Source organism: Halpernia sp. (genome assembly GCF_048269545.1).
In the GTDB taxonomy this organism is placed as follows: domain Bacteria; phylum Bacteroidota; class Bacteroidia; order Flavobacteriales; family Weeksellaceae; genus Halpernia.
The window spans coordinates 1-23,755 of sequence record NZ_JBLXIJ010000001.1 but is presented as its reverse complement, the minus strand read 5'-3'; the positions used below and the strand labels follow the sequence as shown (position 1 = coordinate 23,755).

Annotated in this window: 19 protein-coding genes; 11 read left to right on the top strand and 8 right to left on the bottom strand. The window is 31.3% G+C overall.

The features are described 5' to 3' along the window. Positions 1–13: 13 nt before the first annotated feature. The gene (locus ACN0WB_RS00095) at positions 14–1,462 is read right to left on the bottom strand and encodes an oligosaccharide flippase family protein (protein ID WP_417427619.1); all 1,449 of its coding nucleotides are present in this window, start codon (positions 1,460–1,462) and stop codon (positions 14–16) included. 167 nt (positions 1,463–1,629) lie between these two features. On the opposite strand from ACN0WB_RS00095, the gene ACN0WB_RS00090 reads away from it, so the two are divergent. The 4 genes from ACN0WB_RS00090 to ACN0WB_RS00075 all read left to right on the top strand — a co-directional run bounded on the left by ACN0WB_RS00090 (position 1,630) and on the right by ACN0WB_RS00075 (position 9,382). Beyond that, entirely contained in the window at positions 1,630–2,964 is a 1,335-nt protein-coding gene (locus ACN0WB_RS00090; RefSeq protein ID WP_417427618.1) for a dihydroorotase, read from the top strand. Between the two features lie 154 nt (positions 2,965–3,118). Then, positions 3,119–6,043 (top strand): M16 family metallopeptidase, encoded by a 2,925-nt coding sequence (locus ACN0WB_RS00085; RefSeq protein WP_417427617.1) that lies wholly within the window; start codon positions 3,119–3,121, stop codon positions 6,041–6,043. A 128-nt stretch (positions 6,044–6,171) separates the two neighbouring features. Next, on the top strand, positions 6,172–7,050 hold the full coding sequence (locus tag ACN0WB_RS00080) for an SDR family oxidoreductase (protein WP_417427616.1): 879 nt from the start codon (positions 6,172–6,174) through the stop codon (positions 7,048–7,050). A gap of 112 nt (positions 7,051–7,162) precedes the next feature. Next, complete coding sequence (locus ACN0WB_RS00075; RefSeq protein WP_417427615.1) at positions 7,163–9,382, top strand: M1 family metallopeptidase; 2,220 nt, start codon at positions 7,163–7,165, stop codon at positions 9,380–9,382. Between the two features lie 228 nt (positions 9,383–9,610). Here ACN0WB_RS00075 and ACN0WB_RS00070 read toward each other — a convergent pair whose 3' ends face one another. Both ACN0WB_RS00070 and clpB read right to left on the bottom strand, forming a co-directional pair. Next, positions 9,611–10,189 carry a YdeI/OmpD-associated family protein gene (locus ACN0WB_RS00070; protein WP_417427614.1) on the bottom strand — a complete coding sequence of 193 codons (579 nt, stop codon included), beginning with the start codon at positions 10,187–10,189 and terminating at the stop codon, positions 9,611–9,613. Between the two features lie 105 nt (positions 10,190–10,294). Beyond that, positions 10,295–12,886 (bottom strand): ATP-dependent chaperone ClpB, encoded by a 2,592-nt coding sequence (clpB, locus tag ACN0WB_RS00065; protein ID WP_417427613.1) that lies wholly within the window; start codon positions 12,884–12,886, stop codon positions 10,295–10,297. Between the two features lie 296 nt (positions 12,887–13,182). On the opposite strand from clpB, the gene ACN0WB_RS00060 reads away from it, so the two are divergent. From ACN0WB_RS00060 to ACN0WB_RS00040, 5 genes are all read left to right on the top strand, one after another. Beyond that, positions 13,183–14,271 carry an FAD-binding oxidoreductase gene (locus tag ACN0WB_RS00060; protein ID WP_417427612.1) on the top strand — a complete coding sequence of 363 codons (1,089 nt, stop codon included), beginning with the start codon at positions 13,183–13,185 and terminating at the stop codon, positions 14,269–14,271. Between the two features lie 281 nt (positions 14,272–14,552). Next, positions 14,553–14,789 (top strand): hypothetical protein, encoded by a 237-nt coding sequence (locus ACN0WB_RS00055; RefSeq protein ID WP_417427611.1) that lies wholly within the window; start codon positions 14,553–14,555, stop codon positions 14,787–14,789. A gap of 134 nt (positions 14,790–14,923) precedes the next feature. Next, positions 14,924–15,865, top strand: a complete 942-nt coding sequence (gene paaA / locus ACN0WB_RS00050) for a 1,2-phenylacetyl-CoA epoxidase subunit PaaA (protein WP_417427610.1) — start codon at positions 14,924–14,926, stop codon at positions 15,863–15,865. Between the two features lie 93 nt (positions 15,866–15,958). Continuing rightward, complete coding sequence (hutG, locus tag ACN0WB_RS00045; RefSeq protein ID WP_417427609.1) at positions 15,959–16,876, top strand: formimidoylglutamase; 918 nt, start codon at positions 15,959–15,961, stop codon at positions 16,874–16,876. A 223-nt stretch (positions 16,877–17,099) separates the two neighbouring features. Beyond that, the gene (locus tag ACN0WB_RS00040; RefSeq protein WP_417427608.1) at positions 17,100–18,377 is read left to right on the top strand and encodes an aldehyde dehydrogenase family protein; all 1,278 of its coding nucleotides are present in this window, start codon (positions 17,100–17,102) and stop codon (positions 18,375–18,377) included. Between the two features lie 209 nt (positions 18,378–18,586). On the opposite strand, the gene pyk is transcribed toward ACN0WB_RS00040, so the two are convergent. The 5 genes from pyk to ACN0WB_RS00015 are packed head-to-tail and all read right to left on the bottom strand — an operon-like array spanning position 18,587 to position 22,755. Beyond that, positions 18,587–20,032: a pyruvate kinase gene (gene pyk / locus ACN0WB_RS00035; RefSeq protein ID WP_417427607.1), complete on the bottom strand. Its 1,446-nt coding sequence runs from the start codon at positions 20,030–20,032 to the stop codon at positions 18,587–18,589. Continuing rightward, a complete protein-coding gene (locus ACN0WB_RS00030) occupies positions 20,025–20,495 on the bottom strand; it encodes an IPExxxVDY family protein (protein ID WP_417427606.1) in 471 nt (156 codons plus the stop codon). Before ACN0WB_RS00030 ends, pyk begins: the two co-directional genes overlap by 8 nt. After that, positions 20,470–21,237 carry a ribonuclease III gene (rnc, locus tag ACN0WB_RS00025; protein WP_417427605.1) on the bottom strand — a complete coding sequence of 256 codons (768 nt, stop codon included), beginning with the start codon at positions 21,235–21,237 and terminating at the stop codon, positions 20,470–20,472. Before rnc ends, ACN0WB_RS00030 begins: the two co-directional genes overlap by 26 nt. A 9-nt stretch (positions 21,238–21,246) precedes the next feature. Beyond that, complete coding sequence (gene fabF, locus ACN0WB_RS00020; protein WP_417427604.1) at positions 21,247–22,494, bottom strand: beta-ketoacyl-ACP synthase II; 1,248 nt, start codon at positions 22,492–22,494, stop codon at positions 21,247–21,249. 21 nt (positions 22,495–22,515) lie between these two features. After that, complete coding sequence (locus ACN0WB_RS00015; RefSeq protein ID WP_417427603.1) at positions 22,516–22,755, bottom strand: acyl carrier protein; 240 nt, start codon at positions 22,753–22,755, stop codon at positions 22,516–22,518. A gap of 263 nt (positions 22,756–23,018) precedes the next feature. On the opposite strand from ACN0WB_RS00015, the gene gcvH reads away from it, so the two are divergent. Together gcvH and ACN0WB_RS00005 are read left to right on the top strand one after the other, a co-directional pair. Continuing rightward, positions 23,019–23,396, top strand: coding sequence for a glycine cleavage system protein GcvH (gcvH, locus tag ACN0WB_RS00010; protein ID WP_417427602.1), 378 nt, complete (start codon positions 23,019–23,021; stop codon positions 23,394–23,396). After that, positions 23,389–23,754 (top strand): VanZ family protein, encoded by a 366-nt coding sequence (locus ACN0WB_RS00005; RefSeq protein ID WP_417427601.1) that lies wholly within the window; start codon positions 23,389–23,391, stop codon positions 23,752–23,754. Before gcvH ends, ACN0WB_RS00005 begins: the two co-directional genes overlap by 8 nt. The last annotated feature ends 1 nt before the right edge of the window (position 23,755 follow it).

Genomic DNA, 23,755 nt, shown 5'->3' with positions numbered 1-23,755 from the left:
TATTTTTCTAAAATTATTTAATAAGTCTTTTTAATTGGTCTTTTTCTACAAAAGTAATGACTGCAATATACAGCAATAATAAAGCATTTCCAATAATTAAATTTCCATTAAAAACATAGAAAGAAAGCACGGAAAATAAAATACTTCCGCCTAGATAAAGCAAAATTTTCTTCATGTGATAAGGAACTGGATAAAAATATTGTCCTAAAAAATAAGAAACCGTCATCATAGAAAAATAAGAGAAAAATGTTGCCCAAGTTGATGCCCAAAATCCATATTTAGGAATAAAATAAACATTAATTCCTACTGTAACAATAGCGCCTAATAAAGAAAGATATGCGCCAAATATTGTTTTGTCTGATAATTTATACCAAACCGACATATTAAGATAAATCCCAAGAAAAACAGCCGCCATCAAAACAATCGGCACAATTGGAATTCCAATATTATACGCAGGATTTCTTAAATAAAAATGGGCAAGCCAATTTAGATTTGCACATAAGGCTAAAAGAATTACGCAATTTACAACCACAAACATGTCCATTAATTTCGCATAAGATTGACCAGAATTCTCGTTTTTTGCGTGCGAAAAAAAGAAAGGTTCAATTCCTAATAAATAGGCTTGTCGAAACAAAGTAAGGAAAGTAACAATTTTGCAAACTGCGCCGTAAATTGCCATTTGTTCGGTGTTGATTCCGTTCGGTAATAAATATTTTAAAAATTGGCGATCCATAGTTTCATTTACAACACCAGCTAATCCCGCAACAGTTATTGGCCAAGAATAAGCCATCATTTTTTTCCATAAAGACCAATCGAAAGCACCAAATCGAACTGTTTTTAATTCTTGAAAAAGAAGAAGAAAAGTAACTGCACTTGCAACTAAATTGGCGACAAAAACATATCCAATTCCAAATTTTGGATTGTAAGTAAATCCTAAAAAACCTGTATTTCCTAATTTTGGAAGGAGAACTAAAAAAAATAAAACCAAAAGAAAATTAATAACACCATTAATAATTTTAATGACTGCATATTTTTTAGGTCTTCCAGTTTTTCTTAAAATCACAAAAGGCATCGTGCTTAAACCGTCTAAACCCAAAACACAAACAATCATTAATAAAAGATTGACTTGATCTGGTGTTTTAAAAGCAATAGCTAGATCTGTTTGGAAAATGTTGGAAAAAATAACAAAAATTAATGAAGCAAAAACTACACTTAAAGTCGATGTAGAAATGAGTTTCTGAGAATTTTGCTCTTTTTCTGCAAAACGGAAAAAAGTGGTTTCCATCCCGTGAGAAAGCAGAACAATAATAATTCCTGCCACAGAATAAAAATCTATAAAAGGAGCTAAAGCAGTTGGACCAAATCTCGCTGTAACAATCGGCGAAATGATAAATGGAAAAAGTCGGATTATAACCGTGCTTAAACCATAAATTGCAGTTTGTCCCAATAATTTCTTATACAAAATCTACTAAGTTTTTTGCAAATGTAATTAAATAGATTTGAGATTAAAAGATTTGAGAATAGAGAGTGAAAATAGACAATATTATTTGTTTTAAATTTTTAAATTTGTGGAAAGGGCTTTCAAGCAAAGTCTTCCTATCCAAAACTACAAATATCGAAGTAGAATAAATGAAAATCTTAATTAAAAACGCCACACTCATTAATGAAAATCAAATTTTTAAAAGTGATTTGTTGATTGAAAATGATTTAATTAAAAAAATATCAAACGACATTTCTGAAGAAAATTTAGACAAAATAATTGACGCTTCCGGAAAATATATTTTGCCCGGAATTATTGATGATCAAGTGCATTTTCGCGAACCTGGTTTAACTTGGAAAGGCGATATTGAAAGTGAATCTCGCGCAGCAATTGCAGGTGGAATTACAAGTTTTATTGAGCAACCAAACACGGTTCCAAACGCCGTAACGCAAGAAATTTTAGAAGAAAAATATAAAATTGCTGCAAAAAATTCTTACGCCAATTATTCTTTTATGATGGGTGGAACGAATGACAATTTGGAAGAATTACTAAAAACAAATCCAAGAAATGTCGCAGGAATAAAACTTTTTCTCGGTTCTTCGACCGGAAATATGTTGGTTGATAATCCTGAAACTTTAGAAAAAATTTTTTCAAAGGTAAAATTGTTAATTGCCGTTCATTGCGAAGATGAAACAACGATAAGAGAAAATTTAGAAAAAGCGAAACAAGAATTTGGCGAAGATATTCCAGTGGAAATGCATCCAATTATTAGAAGTGAAGAAGCGTGTTATATTTCTTCTTCAAACGCGATTGAATTGGCTAAAAAAACTGGTGCGAGATTGCACGTTTTTCATCTTTCGACCGCTAAAGAAATGGATTTATTTAGAAATGATATTCCCTTAAAAGACAAAAAAATTACGGCCGAAGTTTGTATTCATCATTTAAGTTTTTCCGATAATGATTATGCAGAAAAAGGAAATTTCATCAAATGGAATCCTGCAATAAAAACGCAAAAAGACCAAGATGAACTTTGGAAAGCGCTTTTGGATGATAGAATTGATGTGATTGCAACTGATCACGCGCCGCATACTTTGGAAGAAAAATCTAAAAAATATTTGCAAGCGCCTTCTGGCGGACCTTTAGTGCAACATGCTTTAAATCAAATGTTGGAACATTATAAAAATGGAAAAATTTCTTTAGAAAAATTAGTTCAAAAAATGTGTCATAATCCAGCCATTTTATTTGAAATAGAAAAACGTGGATTCCTAAAAGAAGGTTTCAAGGCAGATTTGGTTTTGGTAGATTTAAATGAAGAATATACTGTTTCTAAAAAGAATATTTTAGCAAAATGCGGATGGAGTCCGTTTGAAGGAAAAACTTTTCATTCTAAAATCACACACACTTTCGTTAATGGAAATTTGGTTTTCGATAACGGTGAAATTAACTCTGATAAATACGGAGAAAGATTACTTTTTGAAAGATAAATTTTAATCCAAATCCCAAACATCCAAAAAAATTATATTTTTCTTCTTAGTAAAACCTAAAAAATTATGAAAAACATTCAGGTTTAATATTATATTGAAACAAATATCAAAAATTTAATTACATTTACTTCACATTAAAAAAAACTTTATTAATATGATAAAAAAATCGTTACAATTTCTACTTTTATTTTTGGTAGTCCATCTTTTTGCCCAAGATAAATTTGAATGGAAGACAGCAACAGACGGCGGTTACACGTACAAATACGTTTCCAACGACCCGATGAAAGCCAGGTTTTACACCTTGAAAAATGGTTTAACTGTAATCTTAAGTCCAACTCCAAAAGATCCAAGAATTCAAGCTTATGTCGCAGTAAAAGCGGGAAGTAAAACAGATCCTGCTACAAATACAGGTTTGGCGCATTATTTAGAGCATATGCTTTTTAAAGGAACCGATAAATACGGCACTTTAGATTGGGCAAAAGAAAAACCCCAATTAGACAAAATTGATGCGCTCTATGAAACTTACAATAAAACAACAGATGACGCGAAAAGAAAAGCTATTTATAAAAAAATAGATTCTGTTTCTGGTGTTGCAAGTAAGTTTGCAATTGCGAATGAATATGACAAATTAATGTCTTCTATGGGTGCACAAGGAACGAATGCTTTTACAAGTTTTGAGCAAACTGTTTATACAGATGATGTTCCAAGTTCTTCTATTGATAAATATATTACCGTTCAATCGGAACGTTTTCGTAATCCAATTTTAAGATTATTTCACACAGAATTAGAAGCGGTTTATGAAGAAAAAAACCGTGGTTTGGATAGTGATGGAAATCAAGTTTTTGAAACACTTTTTGCCAATTTATTTAAAAAACATAATTACGGTAAACAAACGACAATTGGAACAATTAAAGATTTAAAAAATCCTTCATTAATAAAAATTAGAAATTATTTCCACACTTATTATGTTCCTAATAATATGGGAATTATTATGTCGGGAGATTTTGATCCAAATGAAGTAATCGCAAAAATCGATGCGTCATTTAAAAATATGGCTTCTAAACCAGTTCCAAAATATACTTTTGAACAAGAAAGTCCAATTACATCTCCAATTATTAAGGAAATTGTTGGTCCAGATGCAGAAAGTTTAACAATGGGTTATAGACTTCCCGGTAATAAAGATAAAGATGTTTTAATTGCAGATTTAGTTGGGCAAGTTTTAACTAATGGAAAAGCGGGTTTATTAGATTTAAATTTAGTTAAAAAACAAAAACTATTACGTGCGTCTGCATTTACTTATACTTTAATTGATCACGGTGTGCTTTATTTATCAGCTTCACCAACAACTGGTCAATCTTTAGATGAGGTGAAAACTTTGCTTTTAGGTCAAATTGATAATTTGAAAAAAGGAAATTTTGACGATGATTTAATTACATCTATTGTAAATAATATCAAAAAAAGTAAAATTTATGAAAGTGAATCTTACGGAAGTCGCGCTAGTTCTTTGATGGATGCTTTTACTTCAGAATTAAACTGGAGAGATCAAGTGGCTTATGTAAATGATTTATCTAAAATTACAAAAGCAGAAGTAGTAAATTTCGCTAACAAATATTTAGGAGATAATTACGTTGCAGTTTTTAAAAGAAAAGGTGAAAAGCAAAACCGTGAGAAAGTTGAGAAACCACATATTACAGCCGTTTCTACCAATCCAGATAAGCAATCTCCGTTTGTAAAAATGGTAGATGATATGCCGAATAATCCATCAAAACCTGTGTTTTTAGATTATAATAAAGATTTACAAAAATCTAAATTGGGCGCTGCAGATGTATTGTATGTTCCAAATAAAGACAACTCTATTTTCCGTTTAAAATACAGATATAAAGTAGGAACTTATAATGATTTAAAAGAATCTTTAGCTGCAAGTTACATTCAGTTTTTAGGAACTGATAAAATGTCTGCGGAACAGATTTCCAAAGAATTTTATAAAATTGCTTGTAGTTTTAATATTTCTTCTGGTCCAGAATATACTACAGTTTCTATCGAAGGTTTACAAGATAATTTCGGAAAAGCAGTTGAGCTATATGAATCTATCATTAATAATGTGAAACCAGATGACGCCGCTTTAGCAAATTTAAAAGCAAGAATTAATAAAAGCAGAAAAGACAGTAAATTAAATAAAGGTGCAATAATGCAAGGTCTTACAAACTATGCGATTTACGGCGCAGATAATAAATTTAATTACACTTTGTCCGCTAAAGATTTAGAAACAACTACTTCACAAGAATTGGTAGATCATTTGAAAAATCTAAATAATTATGAGCAAACTATAATTTATTATGGACCACTTGCTTTAAATGATTTGGTTTCCACTTTGAAAACAATGCACAAAGTTCCAGAAAATTTTGCTGTTGCACCCGCTGAAAAAGTATTTAAACAAGTGAAACCAGCAAATAATCAGGTTTTATTTGCAAATTATGATATGGTTCAAGCAGAAACAAGATGGATTAGAAATACCGATTCTTACAGCCCAGACAAAACTACTTTGGTAAATGTTTATAATAATTATTTTGGTGGCGGAATGGGTTCTATTGTTTTTCAAACCATCAGAGAAAGTAAAGCTTTAGCTTACAGCACTTACGGTTATTATGTAAGTCCACAGAAAAAAGACCAAGATTATTATATTTTGAGTTATGTGGGAAGTCAAGCGGATAAATTTAATGAATCTACCGCTGCAATGAATGAGCTTTTAACAACTTTACCAAGTTTAGAAGGCAATTTATTTTTAGCAAAAAACCAAGTAAAAAAAGACATCGAAACGGAAAGAATTACGCAAGATGGTATTATTTATAATTATTTGGCTGCGAAAGATTTAGGTCTTAATGAAGATATTCGTAAAAAAGTTTATGCGCAAGTCGGAGATGTTTCGATGGGGGATTTAGAAAAATTCCATGATGAATATTTCAAAAACAAACCATACACTTACGCAATTGTTGCTTCTGATAAAAATGTAACGATGGAACAATTGAAAAAATTGGGAGATGTAAAAGTCTTGACTTTAGAAGAGATTTTCGGGTACTAAATTTTTTTAAATATTATTTTAAAACTGCAATCTTTGGTTGCAGTTTTTTTTATTTAATAACCAATACATTTTAATTAATTTCTCTTTCCAAAAAATTAATCTTAAATTTAAACCTAAATAAAAATAGCATGAATTACACACAACCAATGCTTCGTGAAGACGCATTAAAAGATAAAGTTGCCATCGTAACTGGAGGTGGAAGCGGACTCGGAAAAGCAATGACCAAATATTTTCTGCAACTCGGAGCAAAAGTCGTAATCACTTCAAGAAATTTAGAAAAATTACAAAATACAGCAAAAGAATTAGAAGATGAAACGGGTGGAAAAGTTTTGTGCGTTGCGTGTGACGTAAGAAATTGGGACGAAGTAGAAGCCATGAAAGACGCCGCAGTAAAAGAATTTGGACAAATTGATATTTTGCTGAATAATGCTGCAGGAAATTTTATTTCACCGACAGAAAGATTAACGCATTCCGCATTTGATTCTATTTTGGATATTGTTTTAAAAGGAACAAAAAATTGTACACTTTCCGTTGGAAAATATTGGATTGAAAATAAAATTCCGGGAACGGTTTTAAATATTGTAACAACTTACGCATGGACAGGTTCCGCTTATGTCGTTCCTTCCGCTTGTGCAAAAGCCGGTGTTCTCGCAATGACACGAAGTTTAGCTGTAGAATGGGCAAAATATAATATTAGATTTAATGCAATTGCGCCCGGTCCATTTCCTACAAAAGGAGCTTGGGAAAGACTTTTACCAGGAGATTTAGCAGAAAAATTTGATATGCGTAAAAAAGTACCGTTAAGAAGAGTAGGAGATCATCAAGAATTGGCAAATCTTGCGGCATATTTGGTTTCAGATTTTTCAGCTTATGTAAATGGAGAAGTTGTTACAATTGATGGTGGCGAATGGTTGCAAGGCGCAGGAGAATTTAATATGCTCGAACAAATTCCGCAAGATATGTGGGATATGATGGAAGCGATGATTAGAGCGAAGAAAAATTCCTAATTTTTTTTTAATTATACTTTTAAATAGAATTAAACCAATTTAAACAAAATAAAATTCGCTTGTAACAAAACCCAATAAACTTCATACTTATATTATCTAAAACTTATAAACAATGAATTTTTCCAAACCAATTTTGGCTTTTGCAATTGCTTTTTCAGCGCTTGCTTTTGCACAAGACAAAACTTCGAAGTATGATTACTCAGAAGCTTTCAAACAAGATTTTTATCAAAACAACGCTACTGAAACCCGTTCTGCGAGCGGACAACCCGGTCATAATTATTGGCAAAACAGTGTTAATTATAACATAAAAGCCAATTTAAATGAAGCAAAAAAAGAAATTACTGCTTCTGTAGAAGTTTCCTATACGAATAATTCTTATGATGATTTGGGATTTCTTTGGTTACAGATGGATCAAAATTTATTTAAAAAAGATTCTCGTGGAAATGCTGTAATCCCAATTTCTGGAAGTAGAAACGGCGCACACGGTGAAACTTTTGATGGAGGTTACAATATTTCTAGTATCGAAATTATTTCCGAAAATGGAAAGAGTTTAAAAGTAAAACCAACTTATACTGTTGTAGATACAAGAATGCAAATAGATTTGCCACAAGAATTGAAATCCAAAGGTGGCGAAATAAAATTTAAAATTAATTATTCTTTTACTTCCCCTGATTATGGTTCAGATAGAATGGGAGTAAATGATACTAAAAACGGAAAAGTTTTCACAGTTGCGCAATGGTTTCCAAGAATGTGTGTTTATGATGACATTATGGGTTGGAACACACTTCCTTATTTAGGTGCAGGAGAATTTTATTTAGAATATGGAAATATTGCTGCAGAAATTACAGTTCCTTCTAATCATTATGTAGTTGCTTCTGGAGAATTAGAAAATCCAAAAGATGTTTATACAAATCAACAATTAAAACTTTGGGATCAAGCAAGAAACAGTGATAAAACTGTTACAATTAGATCTGAAGCTGAAGTAAATAATGCCGCAAAAACTGCAAACGGAACAAAAACTTGGAAATTTAAAATAGAAAATGCAAGAGATTTTGCATGGGCTTCTTCGCCCGCCTTTATTTTGGATGCTGCGAGAATTAATTTACCAAGTGGCAAAAAATCTTTAGCAATTTCTGCTTATCCAGTGGAAAGTGCAGGAAATGGAGCTTATGGAAGATCTACAGAATATGTGAAATATTCCATAGAAAATATGTCTAAAAGATGGTATGAATTTACTTATCCTGCAGCTACAAATGTTGCTGGAAATGAAGGTGGAATGGAATATCCAGGAATTGTTTTTTGTAGTTATAAATCTAAAGGAAAAAGTTTGTGGGGCGTTACAGATCATGAATTTGGACACAACTGGTTTCCAATGATTGTTGGTTCTAACGAAAGACGTTTCGCTTGGATGGACGAAGGTTTTAATACTTTTCTTAATGGAATTTCTAGTGATGATTTTAATAAAGGAGAATATGCAGATACACAAGATTTAGGAAAATCTGCTTTTTTCTTGGAAAATGAAAGATTAGAACCCGTGCTTAATGCACCAGATAATATGAAAGAAGCCAATCTTGGCATTTTAGCTTACTACAAACCTTCCGCAGGTTTAAATATGTTACGTGATAATATTTTAGGCGAAGCAAGATTTGACAAAGCTTTTAGAACTTACATTCAAAGATGGGCGTTTAAACATCCACAACCTGAAGACTTTTTCAGAACTATGGAAAATGTTTCTGGGGAAGAATTGGATTGGTTTTGGAGAGGTTGGTTTATTAATAATTGGAAAATAGACCAAGCTGTAGATGACGTAAAATACGTAAATGGGGATGCTAAAAACGGTGCTATAATTTCTATTTCAAATTTAGAAAAAATGCCAATGCCGGTTGATGTAGAAGTGAAATTTAAAGATGGAACAACTCAAAATATAAAATTACCTGTAGAAATTTGGAAAAGAAATGTGAATTGGTCTTTCAAAGTAAATTCTACAAAAGAAATTGCGAGTGTAACTTTAGATCCAAAAAGTACCGTTCCAGATATCAATAGAAAAAATAATGTTTGGACTTCTGATAAATTAGTAAAAGTAGATTCAATAAATTTATCAGATTATGTTGGTGTTTTTAGTAGCAAAAAACTTCCAATAAAAATCACTACTAAAAACGAGAATGATCAATTAATTATTGAAGCAACGGGACAACCCGCTATTCCATTTGAATATTTAGGAAAAGATAAATTTACATTTTCGCAAGCTGGAATAGATATTCAATTTGATGCGGACAAAAAAGGCTTTACTTTATTACAAGGTGGTCAAGAATATAAATTTACTAAAGAATAAAAAATTAAAAAATAATTGATAACAAACTTCTCCAGAAATGGAGAAGTTTTTTTATTTTAAAAAAAAGTGTATAATTTTTTAAAAACTTAAAAAAAGAAATCCCCGTTAAATAAAAATTTAAGGAGATTCCAAACACAAATGATGAAAATAAGTTTTTGATTCATCAAAAATTGAGCCATTTTTGATATCAGGAAAGTTTAAAAAAACTTAAAGTTTTATAAATAACTATTAATCATTCAAACCTTTTCCTTCCAAAATTCTTCCAATGTTTTTCTCAATTCTTTGTTCTCGCGTTTTAGATTGTTTTGCGCTCGCGAAGAAAAGTAGATAAGCGCGTTGTCTGCCGGGAGTTAACTTTTCGAAAGCTGATTTTAAAGTAGAATCTTCTTGTAAAACTTGGGAAAATTCTTCTGGCATTTCAAATTCTTCTGTTTTTTTTAGTACTATTTTTTCGCCAGATTTTTCAATTTTAATTGCTTCTTTTAAATAATTTTCTATAATTTTTTCTAAATTTTTTATTTCTTTTAAACTAGTAAATCTCAATTGCATAGTAGCTTGAGTATTTGCTGATTGCTGAATTAAGATTTTTTCAGAATCTTGCATTAATGCGCCTTTAAAAAATAAAATCGCACAATAATCTTTAAACTGATGGATTAGAAAAACATTTTTTCCATTTAAAATATAGGTTGCTTGTCCCCATTTTAAATCCTCTTCCAAACCCGTTTTTAATGCAATTTTTCGTAATTCTTTTATTTCGCTTTGAAATTTAGTTGGCTTTTCAAACAAGAAATTTACTTTTGGATTCATGATTTTTAAAATTTTAATCTAAGATAATAAAATAAAAAATCCGTCTCCAAAAATTGAAGACGGGTTTCAAACACATTAATTAATCAATTATAAAAATTAATTTTATTATTCAACAGGTCGGAAAACTAAACCGCTTTCTTCAAAATAATCCAACGTAATTCTGTCTCCATCATTTACATTTCCCGCTAGAATTTCTTTAGATAATTTATTTAAAACTTCCTGTTGAAGAACTCTTTTTAAAGGTCTTGCGCCAAAAACAGGATCATAACCTTTATCGGTAATATATTTTATCGCGTCGTCTGTAGCGGTCATAAAAATACCACGGCTTTCCAACATTTTATTGAAACCATGCAATTGGAAATGAACAATTTTACCAATTTCTTTTCTGCTTAAAGGTTGGAAAAGCACAGTTTCATCAATTCTATTTAAAAATTCGGGACGCAAAGTTTGTCTTAATAATGCAAAAACTTCTTCTTTTGTTTTATCTACAATTTCTACCACATTTTCTTCCGTGATATTTTCAAAATTCTCTTGAATAATTTGGGAGCCTAAATTGGAAGTCATGATGATAATTGAATTTTTAAAATTCACCACTCTTCCTTTATTATCAGTCAATCTTCCATCATCCAAAACCTGCAAAAGTGTATTGAAAACATCGGGATGCGCTTTTTCAATTTCATCCAATAGAACCACTGAATAAGGTCTTCTTCTCACAGCTTCGGTTAATTGTCCACCTTCATCGTAACCTACATAACCGGGAGGAGCTCCAACTAATCGCGAAACAGAATGTCTTTCTTGGTATTCGCTCATATCAATTCTCGTCATATTATTTTCATCATCAAACAGAAATTCTGCGAGTGCTTTTGCCAATTCGGTTTTTCCAACACCGGTTGTTCCGAGAAATAAAAAGGAACCGATTGGTTTTTTTTCATCATTTAAACCAGCGCGATTTCTTCTAATTGCATCTGCAACAGATTCAATTGCTTCTTCTTGTCCAACAACGCGTTTGTGCAATTCATCTTCCAAATGCAATAATTTTTCACGTTCAGACTGAATTAATTTTGTCACCGGAATTCCCGTCCATTTAGAAATGACTTCAGAAATATTTTCTGCAGTTACTTCTTCTTTTATTAATTCATTTTGGTGATTTTGCATTTCCAATTCTAAAGTTTGCAATGCATCTTCTTTTTCTTTGATTTTCCCATATTGAATTTCTGCAACTTTTGCGTAATCTCCAGCTCGCGAAGCGCGTTCTGCTTCGAGTTTCAAACTTTCAATATCTTTTTTAAGACTCGTTAAATCTTCAGATTTTTGTTTTTCTTTCAACCATTTTGCATTAATTTCGTTTCTTTCTTCCTGAAATTTTGCAATATCTTCTTTTAAATGATTGACACGAATATCATTTCCTTCATTTGAAATTGCTGCTAATTCTATTTCCATTTGAATTAATTTTCGGTCTAAAACATCCAATTCTTCTGGTTTAGAATTAATTTCCATTCGTAATTTCGCTGAAGCTTCATCAATTAAATCAATCGCTTTATCTGGTAGAAAACGGTCAGAAATATAACGTTGTGATTGTTCCACGGCAGCAATTATGGCTTCATCTTTTATTCTTACTTTGTGATGCGCTTCGTATTTATCTTTAATTCCACGCAAAATAGAAATTGCGTCTTCGGTATCTGGTTCTTCCACCATTACTTTCTGGAAACGTCTTTCTAAGGCTTTATCTTTTTCAAAATATTTTTGATATTCATTTAAAGTGGTTGCACCAACTGCACGAAGTTCACCTCTCGCTAAAGCAGGTTTTAAAATATTTGCTGCGTCCATCGCGCCTTCTCCGCCGCCTGCGCCAACTAAAGTGTGAATTTCATCAATAAATAAAATAATTTGTCCAGCAGATTTTATAACTTCATTCACAACAGATTTTAACCGCTCTTCAAATTCTCCTTTAAATTTTGCACCTGCAATTAATGCGCCCATATCTAAAGAATAAATAGTTTTGTCCATTAAATTTTCGGGAATATCTCCTGAAATAATTCTGTGCGCAATTCCTTCTGCAATTGCGGTTTTCCCAACTCCTGGTTCTCCAATTAAAATTGGGTTATTTTTTGTTCGTCGTGAAAGAATTTGCAAAACTCTTCGGATTTCTTCATCTCTTCCAATTACTGGATCCAATTTTCCTTCCGCTGCGAGTTCATTAAAGTTTTTAGCGTATTTATTTAAAGCTTGGTAAGTTTCTTCAGAACTTGCGGAAGTTGCTTTGCTACCTTTTCGTAATTCTTTTATTGCTAATTCGAGGGCATTTTTAGTAACGCCCATATCTTTCAACATTTTTGAAACTTCAGAATTTGTTTCAAATAAAGCTAACCAAAGATGCTCAATTGTTACAAATTCGTCGCCCATTTTTTTGGCAATATTTGGTGCGTCTAATAAAACTTTGTTTGCCGATTGCGATAAGTAAACATTTCCACCTTCTACTTTTGGTAATTTTTCAATATTCTCTCTGTTTCTCTCGCGTATTAAATTGAGTTCTGCTTCCGATTTCTTCATTAAGAAAACGGAAATATTTTCATCGGACTGCAAAATGCCTTCTAATAAATGTTGCGGTTCTATGCTTTGATTCCCAAATTCCATTGCCACTTGCTGTGCTTTTTGTATAGCTTCTTGGGATTTTGTGGTATATTGATTAAGATTCATATTTAAAATTTGTGATTGTATTTTCTTTACATCAAAAGTCATACAATTTTATATATTATAATTATAATCGACAAAATTTCCGAATTTCATAAAATTAATTCTAAAATAAACGACAAAATTTCTTCTTTTTTAGAAAATAAAAAATACAATCTAATCACACTTAAAGATTTTTTGCCCATATGAAGTAGAAAAATGTATAAGACTATTTTGATTCTCCTGAAAATTAATCTTTTAAACTCTGCTTTGCTTTTCTTATATTTGTTTTTAGAGATTTATTTAAAAATTTAATTAAAATAATGCAGCATTTCCACGATTTAAAAGTTATTAATTATAAAAAAGAAACCAACGATTCTGCTCATATTTCATTCGAGATTCCAGAAAATTTGCGCTCACTTTTTCAGTTTAAACAAGGACAGTATTTGAATGTTAAATTGATGCTTAATGGAGAAGATTTGCGCCGTTCTTATTCTATTATTAATGCACCAACTGATGGAAATTCTGAACTAGAAATATTGGTAAAACATTTAGATGATGGTAAAGTTTCTACTTTTTTAAATCAAAATTTAAACTTAGGAGACGTAATAGAAGTTTCGCCACCAGCTGGACATTTTTATACCAATTATCATAAAAGCAATCAAAAAACTTATATCGGTTTAGCTGCAGGAAGTGGAATTTCGCCCGTTTTATCAAATTTATTAGAAGCTTTGCATCAAGAACCAAAAAGTACTGCTTTTCTTTTTTTTAGCAATAAAAGTTTTAATGATATTATTTTTAGAGAAAGAATTGATAATTTAATTGAAAAATTTCAAGGAAGATTTAAAGTGGTTTATCTTTTATCTCGGGAAAAGCACTTTGAAGATGAACTATTTGAAGGTAGAATTTCTGCAGAAAAGTTAGAACAATTATTTTTAAGATTCCCAGAAATTAATGTAAAAGAAAGCAATTTCTTTCTTTGTGGACCATCTGAAATGATAAAAAATATTTCTACTTATTTAAAAAATGATAAAAAAGTGCCCTCTTTGCAAGTAATGTTTGAATATTATTCTGCGCCCGATAATGAAGAAAATGCAGAAATGAGTGATGAGTTTAAAGCCATTCCGAATTTAGAAAGTATGGTCACTTTAATTATTGACGATGATGAATATTCGTTTCACCTGAATTCTAAGAAAAATAGTATCTTAGACCAAGCGTTGAAAGACAAACTTCCCGTTCCATTTGCTTGTAAAGGCGGCGTTTGTTGCACTTGTAAAGCGCAGGTTTTAGAAGGAGAAGTATTTATGGAAAAGAATTTTGCATTAACAGAAGATGAAGTTGAACGCGGTTTTGTTTTGACTTGTCAATGTCATCCAACAACCAATATAGTCATTTTAACTTATGATGTCTAAAGGAATCTGAAAAATTTGAAATGTGTTAATTTGAAAATTATAAAATATATTTTTCCGATTTTAACGGTAATTTTGGTTCTGCTTGATTTATGGTTTGCTTTTCAATTAAAGGGAAGTTTAAATTATATAAATAGCGAAAGAAACATTAATTTTATCCAAGAAACTGCGTGGTTTAGTTTAAATATCGCTATAATTCTTTTAATTATAAATTCAATTTATATTTTGATTTTATCATTAAAGTATTTTAATAAACATCTATTTTCTTTTAAAAAATAAAAACTATGGAAACCTGGAAATTTGTGTCATATATTGAGATCGACAAAGAATTTAAAATTAGCGGATTAAATATTTGGAATTTTTATTGGTCTTGTTCTGACAGGAAAATTGAAGTCATTTCGCCTAACGAAGGACAGATTTATTTTTTTAACGAATATGAAATAAGCGATGGAAACAAAACAGTAAATTTTGTAGCAGGTGAGTTTTCAGATGGTCAAGTGGGAATCTATATCAAAGATTAAATAGTGGAAAGAAAATTGCTTTAAAATAGAAATAAATATATTAGCACATCGCTAACTTAATATTAAATGAGAAAGATTTTACAAAATATTTTTATATCTAAAATCTAAAATCTCACATCTAATTTCTTAATAAAATGGAACAAGAAAAGTTTTTAGAATACGTTCAAGCTGAAAATAAAGTAGAACCAAAAGATGTAATGCCGGAAGATTACAGAAAATTATTGGTTCGGCAAATCTCACAACACGCCCATTCGGAAATTGTTGGAATGCTTCCTGAAGCAAACTGGATTTCTCGTGCGCCAAGTTTACGCCGAAAAATGGCACTTTTAGCAAAAATCCAAGATGAAGCGGGACATGGACTTTATCTTTATGCCGCATCCGAAACTTTAAATAACGGCACAAATGACGCAGACCGTGATTCTACTTATAATGAAATGCTTTCCGGTCGCGCAAAATATTCCAGTATTTTTAATTATCCCACACTTTCTTGGGCAGATATTGGAGCAATTGGTTGGCTTGTAGATGGAGCAGCTATTATGAATCAAGTAATGTTAATGGGAAATTCTTTTGGTCCATATTCAAGAGCGATGGTGCGGATTTGCAAAGAAGAATCTTTCCACCAAAGACAAGGTTATGAAATTTTAATGACACTTTGCAAAGGCACAAAAGAACAAAAAGAAATGGCGCAAGAAGCTTTAAATAGATTTTGGTGGCCGGCTTTGATGATGTTTGGTCCAAATGATACAGATTCTCCCAATTCTCAAAAATCTATGAATTACCGCGTAAAACGCGAAAGTAATGATGATTTAAGACAAAGATTTGTAGATGTTACAGTTTCTCAAGCCGAATTTTTAGGTTTAAAAGTGCCCGATGAAAATCTAAAATGGAATGAAGAAAGACAACATTATGATTTTGGAGATTTACCTTGGGATGAATTTATGGAAGTTTTAAAAGGAAATGGACCTTGCAACAAAAAACGTTTAGAAACCAAAAGAAAAGCGCAACGTGAAAATCTTTGGGTAAAAGAAGCAGCGACGGCTTTTGCGGCGAAGCAAGAGAATTTGAAAATGAGTTAATTTGATAATTTGAAAATGTAAGTTTTTATTTATCGATTGGAGCAATAATCTTTTCTCATAAATTTTTTACTTAAAAAAATAAAATCAATAATTATGATTTGGCAAGGACGTTTCGACGGCGAAGACACATTATCACAAAGAATTTTTCAGCGCGTAAAAGTTGAAAATAATTTTGAAAATATTTCGGAGAACGATTTTATTCTTCAAGGTTTTGCCGTAGATGAAGGCGTAAAAAGAAATAAAGGAAGAGTCGGCGCGAAAGACGCTCCAGATATTATCCGGAAAAATATGGCTAATTTTCCGGTTACAACACAAAATTTTTCTTTAAAAGATTTCGGAAATATTACTTGTGAAAATCAAAATTTAGAAGAAGCTCAAAATAAATTAGCAGAAAATGTTGTAGAAATTTTAAATAAAAATGCAAAATCTATCGTTCTTGGAGGTGGTCATGAAGTGATGTTCGCACATTATTCTGGACTTAGAAAAGCTTTTCCGAATAAAAAAATTGGCATTATAAATATTGATGCACATTTTGATAACCGAGAAATTATTCCAGAAATAGGCGCAACTTCCGGTACAGGATTTTTTCAAATTGCTCAAAATGAAACGCTGAATTCTCTTCATATCGGGATTCAAAAAAACTCAAATACTTTAAAATTATTTGATTTTGCCCATCAAAATAATATGAAATATATTCTTGCAGAAGAACTTTTTTTTGAAAATTTAGCCCAGATTTATGAAAAAATAAATACATTTTCATCTTCAGTAAACGTACTTTATCTCACCATTTGTATGGACGTTTTCAATGCTTCAATTGCACCTGGAGTGAGTGCTGTAGCTTATAACGGGATTTTTGCAGACGCCACTTTTATGCATTTTTTCCGACATATTTTAAAAAATCCAAAATTATTGGCGATGGATATTGCGGAAGTCAATCCAAGTTTAGATTTTCAAGAAAAAACATCACGTCTCGCGGCGAGTTTGGTCAATGAATGGTTTATGGCAGATTAAAAATTTTAGGAGCAAGACGGTTTAGTTTCTCCAAACTTTTTTCCCGCTTTCCATTCCAATCCCGCCGAGGCGGGGATTTCCGTTACAATCGGGGCTAGAAAGACGAGTATCGTTTCTTTCAATTTTTCTTAGGCACAATCTATGATGCATACAGAATAATTAAATCAAATAAAATTGACAATCCTCAATTTTTTCACGAAATTTAGGTTTTTACTTTAATAAAATGAATTTACAAAAATCACAAGACGCATTCAATTCCTGGAAGCAAATCTCTTTTACAGAAAGACAAAAATTATTTTTAAAATTTGCTGAAATTCTGAAAGATAGAAGTGAAGATTTTGGTAAGATTATTACTTCCGAAATGAACAAACCAATTTCACAAGCCATTTCAGAAATTAAGAAATGCGCAAAAATGATGGAATTTTATGGAACTTCTGAAAATACTTTAGAAAAGAAAGTGATTGAAAGTGATTTTGGAATTTCAGAAGTTTACCGAGAACCGATGGGTGTAATTTTAGGAATTATGCCGTGGAATTATCCTTTTTGGCAAGCTCTAAGATTTGCAGTTCCAACAATTTTAGCAGGAAATGTTGTGGTAATGAAACACGCTTCAATTTGTGAAAAAACTGGCGATACTTTACAAAAATTATTTAAGGAAGCAGGTTTTCCAGATTATGTTTTCACACATCTTAAGATTTCACACGACGCAATAAAAATACTTTTAGAAGATCCAATTTTAAAAGCTGTAAGTTTAACGGGAAGTGAAACCGCTGGAAGTTCTGTTGCTGCAAATGCGGGAAAAAATATAAAAAAATCTGTTTTAGAATTGGGTGGAAATGACGCATTTATAGTTTTAGATGATGCCAATTTAGATGAAGCAGCAAAAAGTGCAGCTCTTGGAAGATTGCAAAATTGCGGACAAACTTGTGTGGCTGCAAAACGATTTATTATTCAATCTTCAATTTACGAAGAATTTATGAAAAAATTTATTGCAGAATTTAAAACTTATAAAGTAGGAAATCCGATGGAAAAAGACACTAAAATTGCAGGAATGGCGAGAGCAGATTTATCACTTGATTTAGAAAAACAATATCAAAATGCTTTGGAAAATGGTGCGGAAATTATAGTGCCTTTAGAAAGAATTGATGAAATTTCTTTTAAACCAGGATTGATTAAAATGAAAGTGGGAAATCCCGTTTTAGATGAAGAATTATTTGGTCCGTTAGGAATGGTTTTAGAAGCTGAAACAGATGCAGAGATTTTAGAATTAGCAAATAACACAAAATTTGGTTTGGCAAATGCAGTTTGGTCTACAGATAAAAACCGATTGAATTTCTTCATGAACGGATTGCAAAGTGGCACAGTTTCCATCAATCAACTTACAAAATCTGATACGCGTTTTCCTTTTGGTGGAACAAAAAATTCTGGTTACGGAATTGAATTATCTCTTGAAGCGCTTAAAGAATTTACTACAACCAAAACGGTTTTAGGAAATTTTTAAATTAGAGTCTTTCATAATAAAAATAGAATTTCTAAGTTACAAACTCCTTTGTAAGAAGCGATAAACCGCGTAAGCGATAGAAATGGAAAGCCCGGAATAAAAATTTTGCCCAGCTGGAAAAGCTGGGCAAAATTTTTATGAGGACTTGTAATGTATAGCGCGACCCGAGTTGCTGCAAAAGCTTTGGCGAGGGATACGCTCAAATTTTTTTAAATAGTTGTCAATCTTAAAGTATTGGTTTTTCCATCTACATTTGCGGGTGTTGCATTTAAATTGATGACGTAATCACCATTTTCCACAAAACCATAATGGTGCGCAAGTGTATTAACTTGAACGATGGTTTCATCGGTAGATTTATTCATATCATAAAAATACGCATGAACGCCCCACAAAAGATTGAGCATTGTAGTAACGCGTTTATTTGCGCTAAAAACGATGATGTGAGAATTTGGGCGGTGCGCAGAAATTTGAAAAGCGGTATAACCAGAATAAGTTAAAGTTACAATAGCTTGAACATTTGTGGTTTTCGCAATTCTCACAGCAGCAAGACAGATTCTGTTGGTTAAAAATCTTTCGTCAATACAATTAATATCTTTTTCTATTGGGGAATTTTTGTTTTGATAGAAATTAGTTCCTTCAATATTTTTCACTATTTTCGCCATATTTGCAACAACTTCAACGGGATATCTTCCCACAGAAGTTTCGCCAGAAAGCATTACTGCATCTGCGCCATCAAGTACGGAATTTGCAACATCATTCACTTCGGCTCTTGTTGGAGTTAAGCTATTGATCATTGTTTCCATCATTTGGGTGGCAATAATTACAGGTTTAGAATGAAATCTTGCTTTTTCTACCAAAGTTTTTTGAATCGCAGGAACTTCTTCCATAGGAACTTCTACTCCTAAATCTCCACGAGCAACCATTATTGCGTCACATTCTATAAGAATTTCTTCGATGTTTTTTACGCCTTCGGGTTTTTCTATTTTGGCAATAATTGGTGTTTTTTGTTTGTTGGTTGGATGATTTTTTATGATTTCTTTTAAATCAATAATGTCTTGCGCATGACGTACAAAGGAAAGTGCAATCCAATCCAATTCTAAATCTAAAATAAAATTTGCATCTTCAATATCTTTCTCTGTAAGCGCAGGAAGTGAAACATTTGTGTTTGGTAGATTTACTCCTTTTTTAGAACTTAGCGGTCCACCTTGTATTGTTTTGGCTTTTACAGTGTCTTTTTCATTGGTTTCAATAACTTCTAAAACGAGTTTTCCATCATCAATTAAAATTTTCTCACCAACTTTTACATCTTGTGGAAATTTCTGATAAGTCATATAAACTTTTTTAGAATTTCCTTCTATTTTCTCATTTGTGAAAGTAAGAATATCTCCAGGATTTAAATAAGAGCCTTCTTTTACAACTCCTACACGAAGTTTTGGACCTTGTAAATCACCTAAAATAGAAATTGTATAGCCGAATTCTTCATTTATTTCGCGGATTAAATTAACGTTTGTTCGCACCAAATCATAATCTGCATGGGAAAAGTTTATTCTAAAAACATCTACTCCAGCTTTTACCATTTCTAGCATAATTTCTTTTGTAGAAGATGCAGGTCCTAAAGTGGCGATGATTTTAGTTTTCTTTAAATATTTATTCATAGTATTGTATTAGTTCGTAGCGTTCATCTATTGAACTTAAAGGAAAAGTTTGGATATTAAACACAAAATTTTCAGGCATCAAAATTAAGGAAAATTCATCAATTAAATCTGAAGTTTTAATTAGATAATCTACATCTTGCAATTCACTAAATAAATAAGAGGTTTCTTCTTCAAAATTGAAGAGTTCTTTTTCTTCTTTAATTTTATGACTGATTGCAGATTTATTGCTTAAAATTTGAATACAGTTTTTGCTTAAATGATGGTAAGCCTCGAAGCGTGGAAAGTTGTATTGGTAAAATTCTCCGTAGATAATTAAATCTTTTATTCTAGAAAATTTGAAGGCATTAAGTTTGTTGATTTTATAAAATAATTCGTGTGCCGGAAGTTCTTGCGATAGCCTTAACAGACCCAAGTTTGTAGTTTCTTCCTCTTCTTCATCAAGAAATAATTTTTTGGTTTTCAACAATATTTTCTTTTTTATTTAGAATATAAAATGCCCGTTGCGCAGCTTTTTCTTCTGCTTTTTTCTTAGAACTTTCTGTGGCGTTTGAAATGTTTTCATTTTCTAAAATAACATGGCTTCTATAGACTAAATTATTATTTGCATGTATTTCTTGGCAAGTTTCATAGCAGATATTTAGCTTTTTTTTCTGACTCCATTCTAAAAGTAAACCTTTATAACTTATAATTTTATTTTCAAGTTTATGGATATCGATTGGTTTTAGTAGTCTTTCCAGAACTATTTTATGACAAAATGTATAACCGAAATCTAAATAAATAGAGCCAATAAGTGCTTCTAATAAATTGCCTGAAATATTTTCACTTAAAGTTAGGGATTTATTATTTTGAATTAAATTTTTTAAATCAAGTTCATCTCCCAATCTATTTAAATTTTTTCGATTGACAATTTTTGATTTCATCTGAGTTAAATAACCTTCATTAGATAAAGGATATTTTTCAAAGAGATAACAGGAAATAATAGTGCCCAAAACAGAATCGCCTAAAAATTCTAAGCGTTCATAATTTCTTTTATTTTTTAATTGAGTTGAAGTTCGAAGAGAAAAAGCTTCTTTGTAAATTTCTAAATTCTCTATTTGAAGTCCTATAATTTTTTCTACCTGTGACTTGAAAAAGTAATCGTTTTCAGAATAATTTTTCTTTTTGTCCTTTAAAAGGAGTTTAGAAAAATACTTCTGGATTTCCATAAATGAAGTTTAGATTTTAGAAAATAAAACGCATGCATTATGACCGCCAAAACCAAAAGTATTGCTCATAGCGATATTTACATTTTTATTTACCGCTTTTTCAAAAGTGAAATTAAGGCGAGAATCTATTCTTTCATCATCTGTAAAATGATTAATTGTTGGAGGAACAATAGAATTTGTGATACTTCCTAGAACAGCAATAGCTTCTATAACTCCAGCTGCTCCCAACAGATGTCCGGTCATAGATTTTGTTGAATTTATTTGTATATCATAAGCATGATCTCCCAATAATTTTGAAATTGCATTAGATTCTGCAATGTCTCCAAGTGGAGTAGAAGTTCCGTGCATATTAATATGATCTACTTCTTGTGTTGAAACACCTGCGTCTTCTAAACAATTTTTCATCACCAAATAAGCGCCTAATCCTTCTGGGTGTGGAGCTGTCATGTGATGTGCATCTGCACTTAAACCACCACCTTTTAATTCAGCATAAATTGTAGCGCCCCGTTTTTTAGCGTGTTCATATTCTTCTAAAATAATAGAGCCAGCTCCTTCTCCTAAAACAAAGCCATCTCTGTCTTTATCAAATGGTCTGGATGCTGTTTTAGGATCATCATTTCTTGTAGAGAGCGCCATCATCGCATTAAAACCACCCACACCACTTGCCGTAACTGCAGCTTCTGAACCGCCACAAACAATAACATCTGCTTTTCCAAGTTGAATCAACATTTTTCCATCAATTAAAGCGTTTGCAGATGATGCACACGCAGAAACGGTAGTATAATTTGGACCGTGAAAACCGTATTCTATAGAAATATGACCCGGTGTAATATCTGCAATCATTTTAGGAATAAAGAAGGGATTGAATCTCGGTATACCTCCAGATTCAGCCCAACCTAAAACTTCTTTTTCAAAAGTTTCAAGCCCACCAATTCCTGAACCCCAAATAACTCCAATCCGATTTTTATCGCAATTGTCATCAATAATTCTAGAATGTTCAACTGCTTCTCGTGCAGCGACAATACCAAACTGGGTATTACGATCCATTTTTTTAGATTCTTTTTTATCAAAATAATTTAAAGGATCGAAATTTTTTACTTCGCAGGCAAATTTTGTTTTAAAATTAGTAGAATCAAAAAGAGTAATAGGAGCAGCTCCGCTCACACCTTTAATAAGGCTTTCCCAGTATTCCTTTGCATTATTGCCAATTGGCGTTATAGCACCAAAACCAGTGACAACTACTCTTTTTAATTCCATAAATTCTAAATTCTACAAGTGTTATTTGTTTACTACTTCCTCTATATAGGCAATAGCGTGACCTACTGTAGTAATTTTTTCTGCTTGATCATCTGGTATTTGAATATTAAATTCTTTTTCAAATTCCATAATTAATTCTACAGTATCTAAAGAATCCGCGCCTAAATCATTAGTGAAACTAGCTTCTTTAGTTACTTCTGATTCTTCAACGTCAAGCTTATCCGCAATGATAGCTTTTACTCTTGATGCAATGTCTGACATAATTTTAATTTTTATTAATAATTGTTAATGTTGCAAATATATAAAATTCTTTAAGATTATAATTTTTTTTGCTTTTTAAATGTTAAAAAAATTTAGATATTGTTTTAGATTAAAATAAAAATTAATTAAAAATGGATGTTACCTTCATCTATATTATGTTCTTTCTATGCTATATTAAATTAATTTTAATTAGTACTTTAATACATTTGTCTATTAGGATATTTGAATTAAATTTGCTTAATCTAATTTTTAAATAATTAATTATGAATATTCCTGTAGAATTAAATTACACAAAAGACCACGAATGGGTAAAAATTGAAAATAACATTGCCACAATTGGTATAACCGATTATGCACAAGGGGAACTTGGAGATATAGTTTTTGTTGATGTAGATAGTGTTGAGGATGAATTGAACGAAGGTGATGTTTTTGGAAGTGTAGAGGCAGTAAAAACTGTTTCTGATTTATTTTTGCCTTTATCAGGAAAGATTGTAGAGTTTAATAGTGCATTAGAAAATAACCCCGAGCTCTTAAATTCTGATCCTTATGGAAAAGGCTGGATTGTAAAATTAGAATTGAAAGATGGATTTTCAAAAGAATTACTTTTGAATTCAATAGAATACCAAGAAGTAATTGGATAAATTCCGTGGTTTATTTAGAAAAATAGTTTTGCCCATTTATTGGGCATTTCTTACTTATATGCTTCTTAAACCTGGAATTGAAAATCAAGAATATTGGTTTATGTTTCCAGGAATAGATAAGATTATTCATCTTAGTATATTTGCATTTCTAGGATTTTGTATTTCTATCTCATTTATAAGATTGCATTTTTTTTATTTTCTTCTGATTATTCTCTTATATGGTATTTCCACCGAAGTCTTACAAGAGGTAATGGGATTAGGTAGATCATTTGAATTTCTTGATATTTTAGCTGATATTTTAGGATCACTGATTGGATATATAATTTATAAATTCGTTTTAAAATATTTTTTCAATTAAG

Coding starts and splice junctions, on each gene's coding strand:
- ACN0WB_RS00090 (WP_417427618.1), top strand. CDS start 1,630: ATGAAAATCTTAATTAAAAACGCCACACTCATTAATGAAAATCAAATT.
- ACN0WB_RS00085 (WP_417427617.1), top strand. CDS start 3,119: ATGATAAAAAAATCGTTACAATTTCTACTTTTATTTTTGGTAGTCCAT.
- ACN0WB_RS00080 (WP_417427616.1), top strand. CDS start 6,172: ATGAATTACACACAACCAATGCTTCGTGAAGACGCATTAAAAGATAAA.
- ACN0WB_RS00075 (WP_417427615.1), top strand. CDS start 7,163: ATGAATTTTTCCAAACCAATTTTGGCTTTTGCAATTGCTTTTTCAGCG.
- ACN0WB_RS00070 (WP_417427614.1), bottom strand. CDS start 10,189: ATGAATCCAAAAGTAAATTTCTTGTTTGAAAAGCCAACTAAATTTCAA.
- clpB (WP_417427613.1), bottom strand. CDS start 12,886: ATGAATCTTAATCAATATACCACAAAATCCCAAGAAGCTATACAAAAA.
- ACN0WB_RS00060 (WP_417427612.1), top strand. CDS start 13,183: ATGCAGCATTTCCACGATTTAAAAGTTATTAATTATAAAAAAGAAACC.
- ACN0WB_RS00055 (WP_417427611.1), top strand. CDS start 14,553: ATGGAAACCTGGAAATTTGTGTCATATATTGAGATCGACAAAGAATTT.
- paaA (WP_417427610.1), top strand. CDS start 14,924: ATGGAACAAGAAAAGTTTTTAGAATACGTTCAAGCTGAAAATAAAGTA.
- hutG (WP_417427609.1), top strand. CDS start 15,959: ATGATTTGGCAAGGACGTTTCGACGGCGAAGACACATTATCACAAAGA.
- ACN0WB_RS00040 (WP_417427608.1), top strand. CDS start 17,100: ATGAATTTACAAAAATCACAAGACGCATTCAATTCCTGGAAGCAAATC.
- pyk (WP_417427607.1), bottom strand. CDS start 20,032: ATGAATAAATATTTAAAGAAAACTAAAATCATCGCCACTTTAGGACCT.
- rnc (WP_417427605.1), bottom strand. CDS start 21,237: ATGGAAATCCAGAAGTATTTTTCTAAACTCCTTTTAAAGGACAAAAAG.
- fabF (WP_417427604.1), bottom strand. CDS start 22,494: ATGGAATTAAAAAGAGTAGTTGTCACTGGTTTTGGTGCTATAACGCCA.
- ACN0WB_RS00015 (WP_417427603.1), bottom strand. CDS start 22,755: ATGTCAGACATTGCATCAAGAGTAAAAGCTATCATTGCGGATAAGCTT.
- gcvH (WP_417427602.1), top strand. CDS start 23,019: ATGAATATTCCTGTAGAATTAAATTACACAAAAGACCACGAATGGGTA.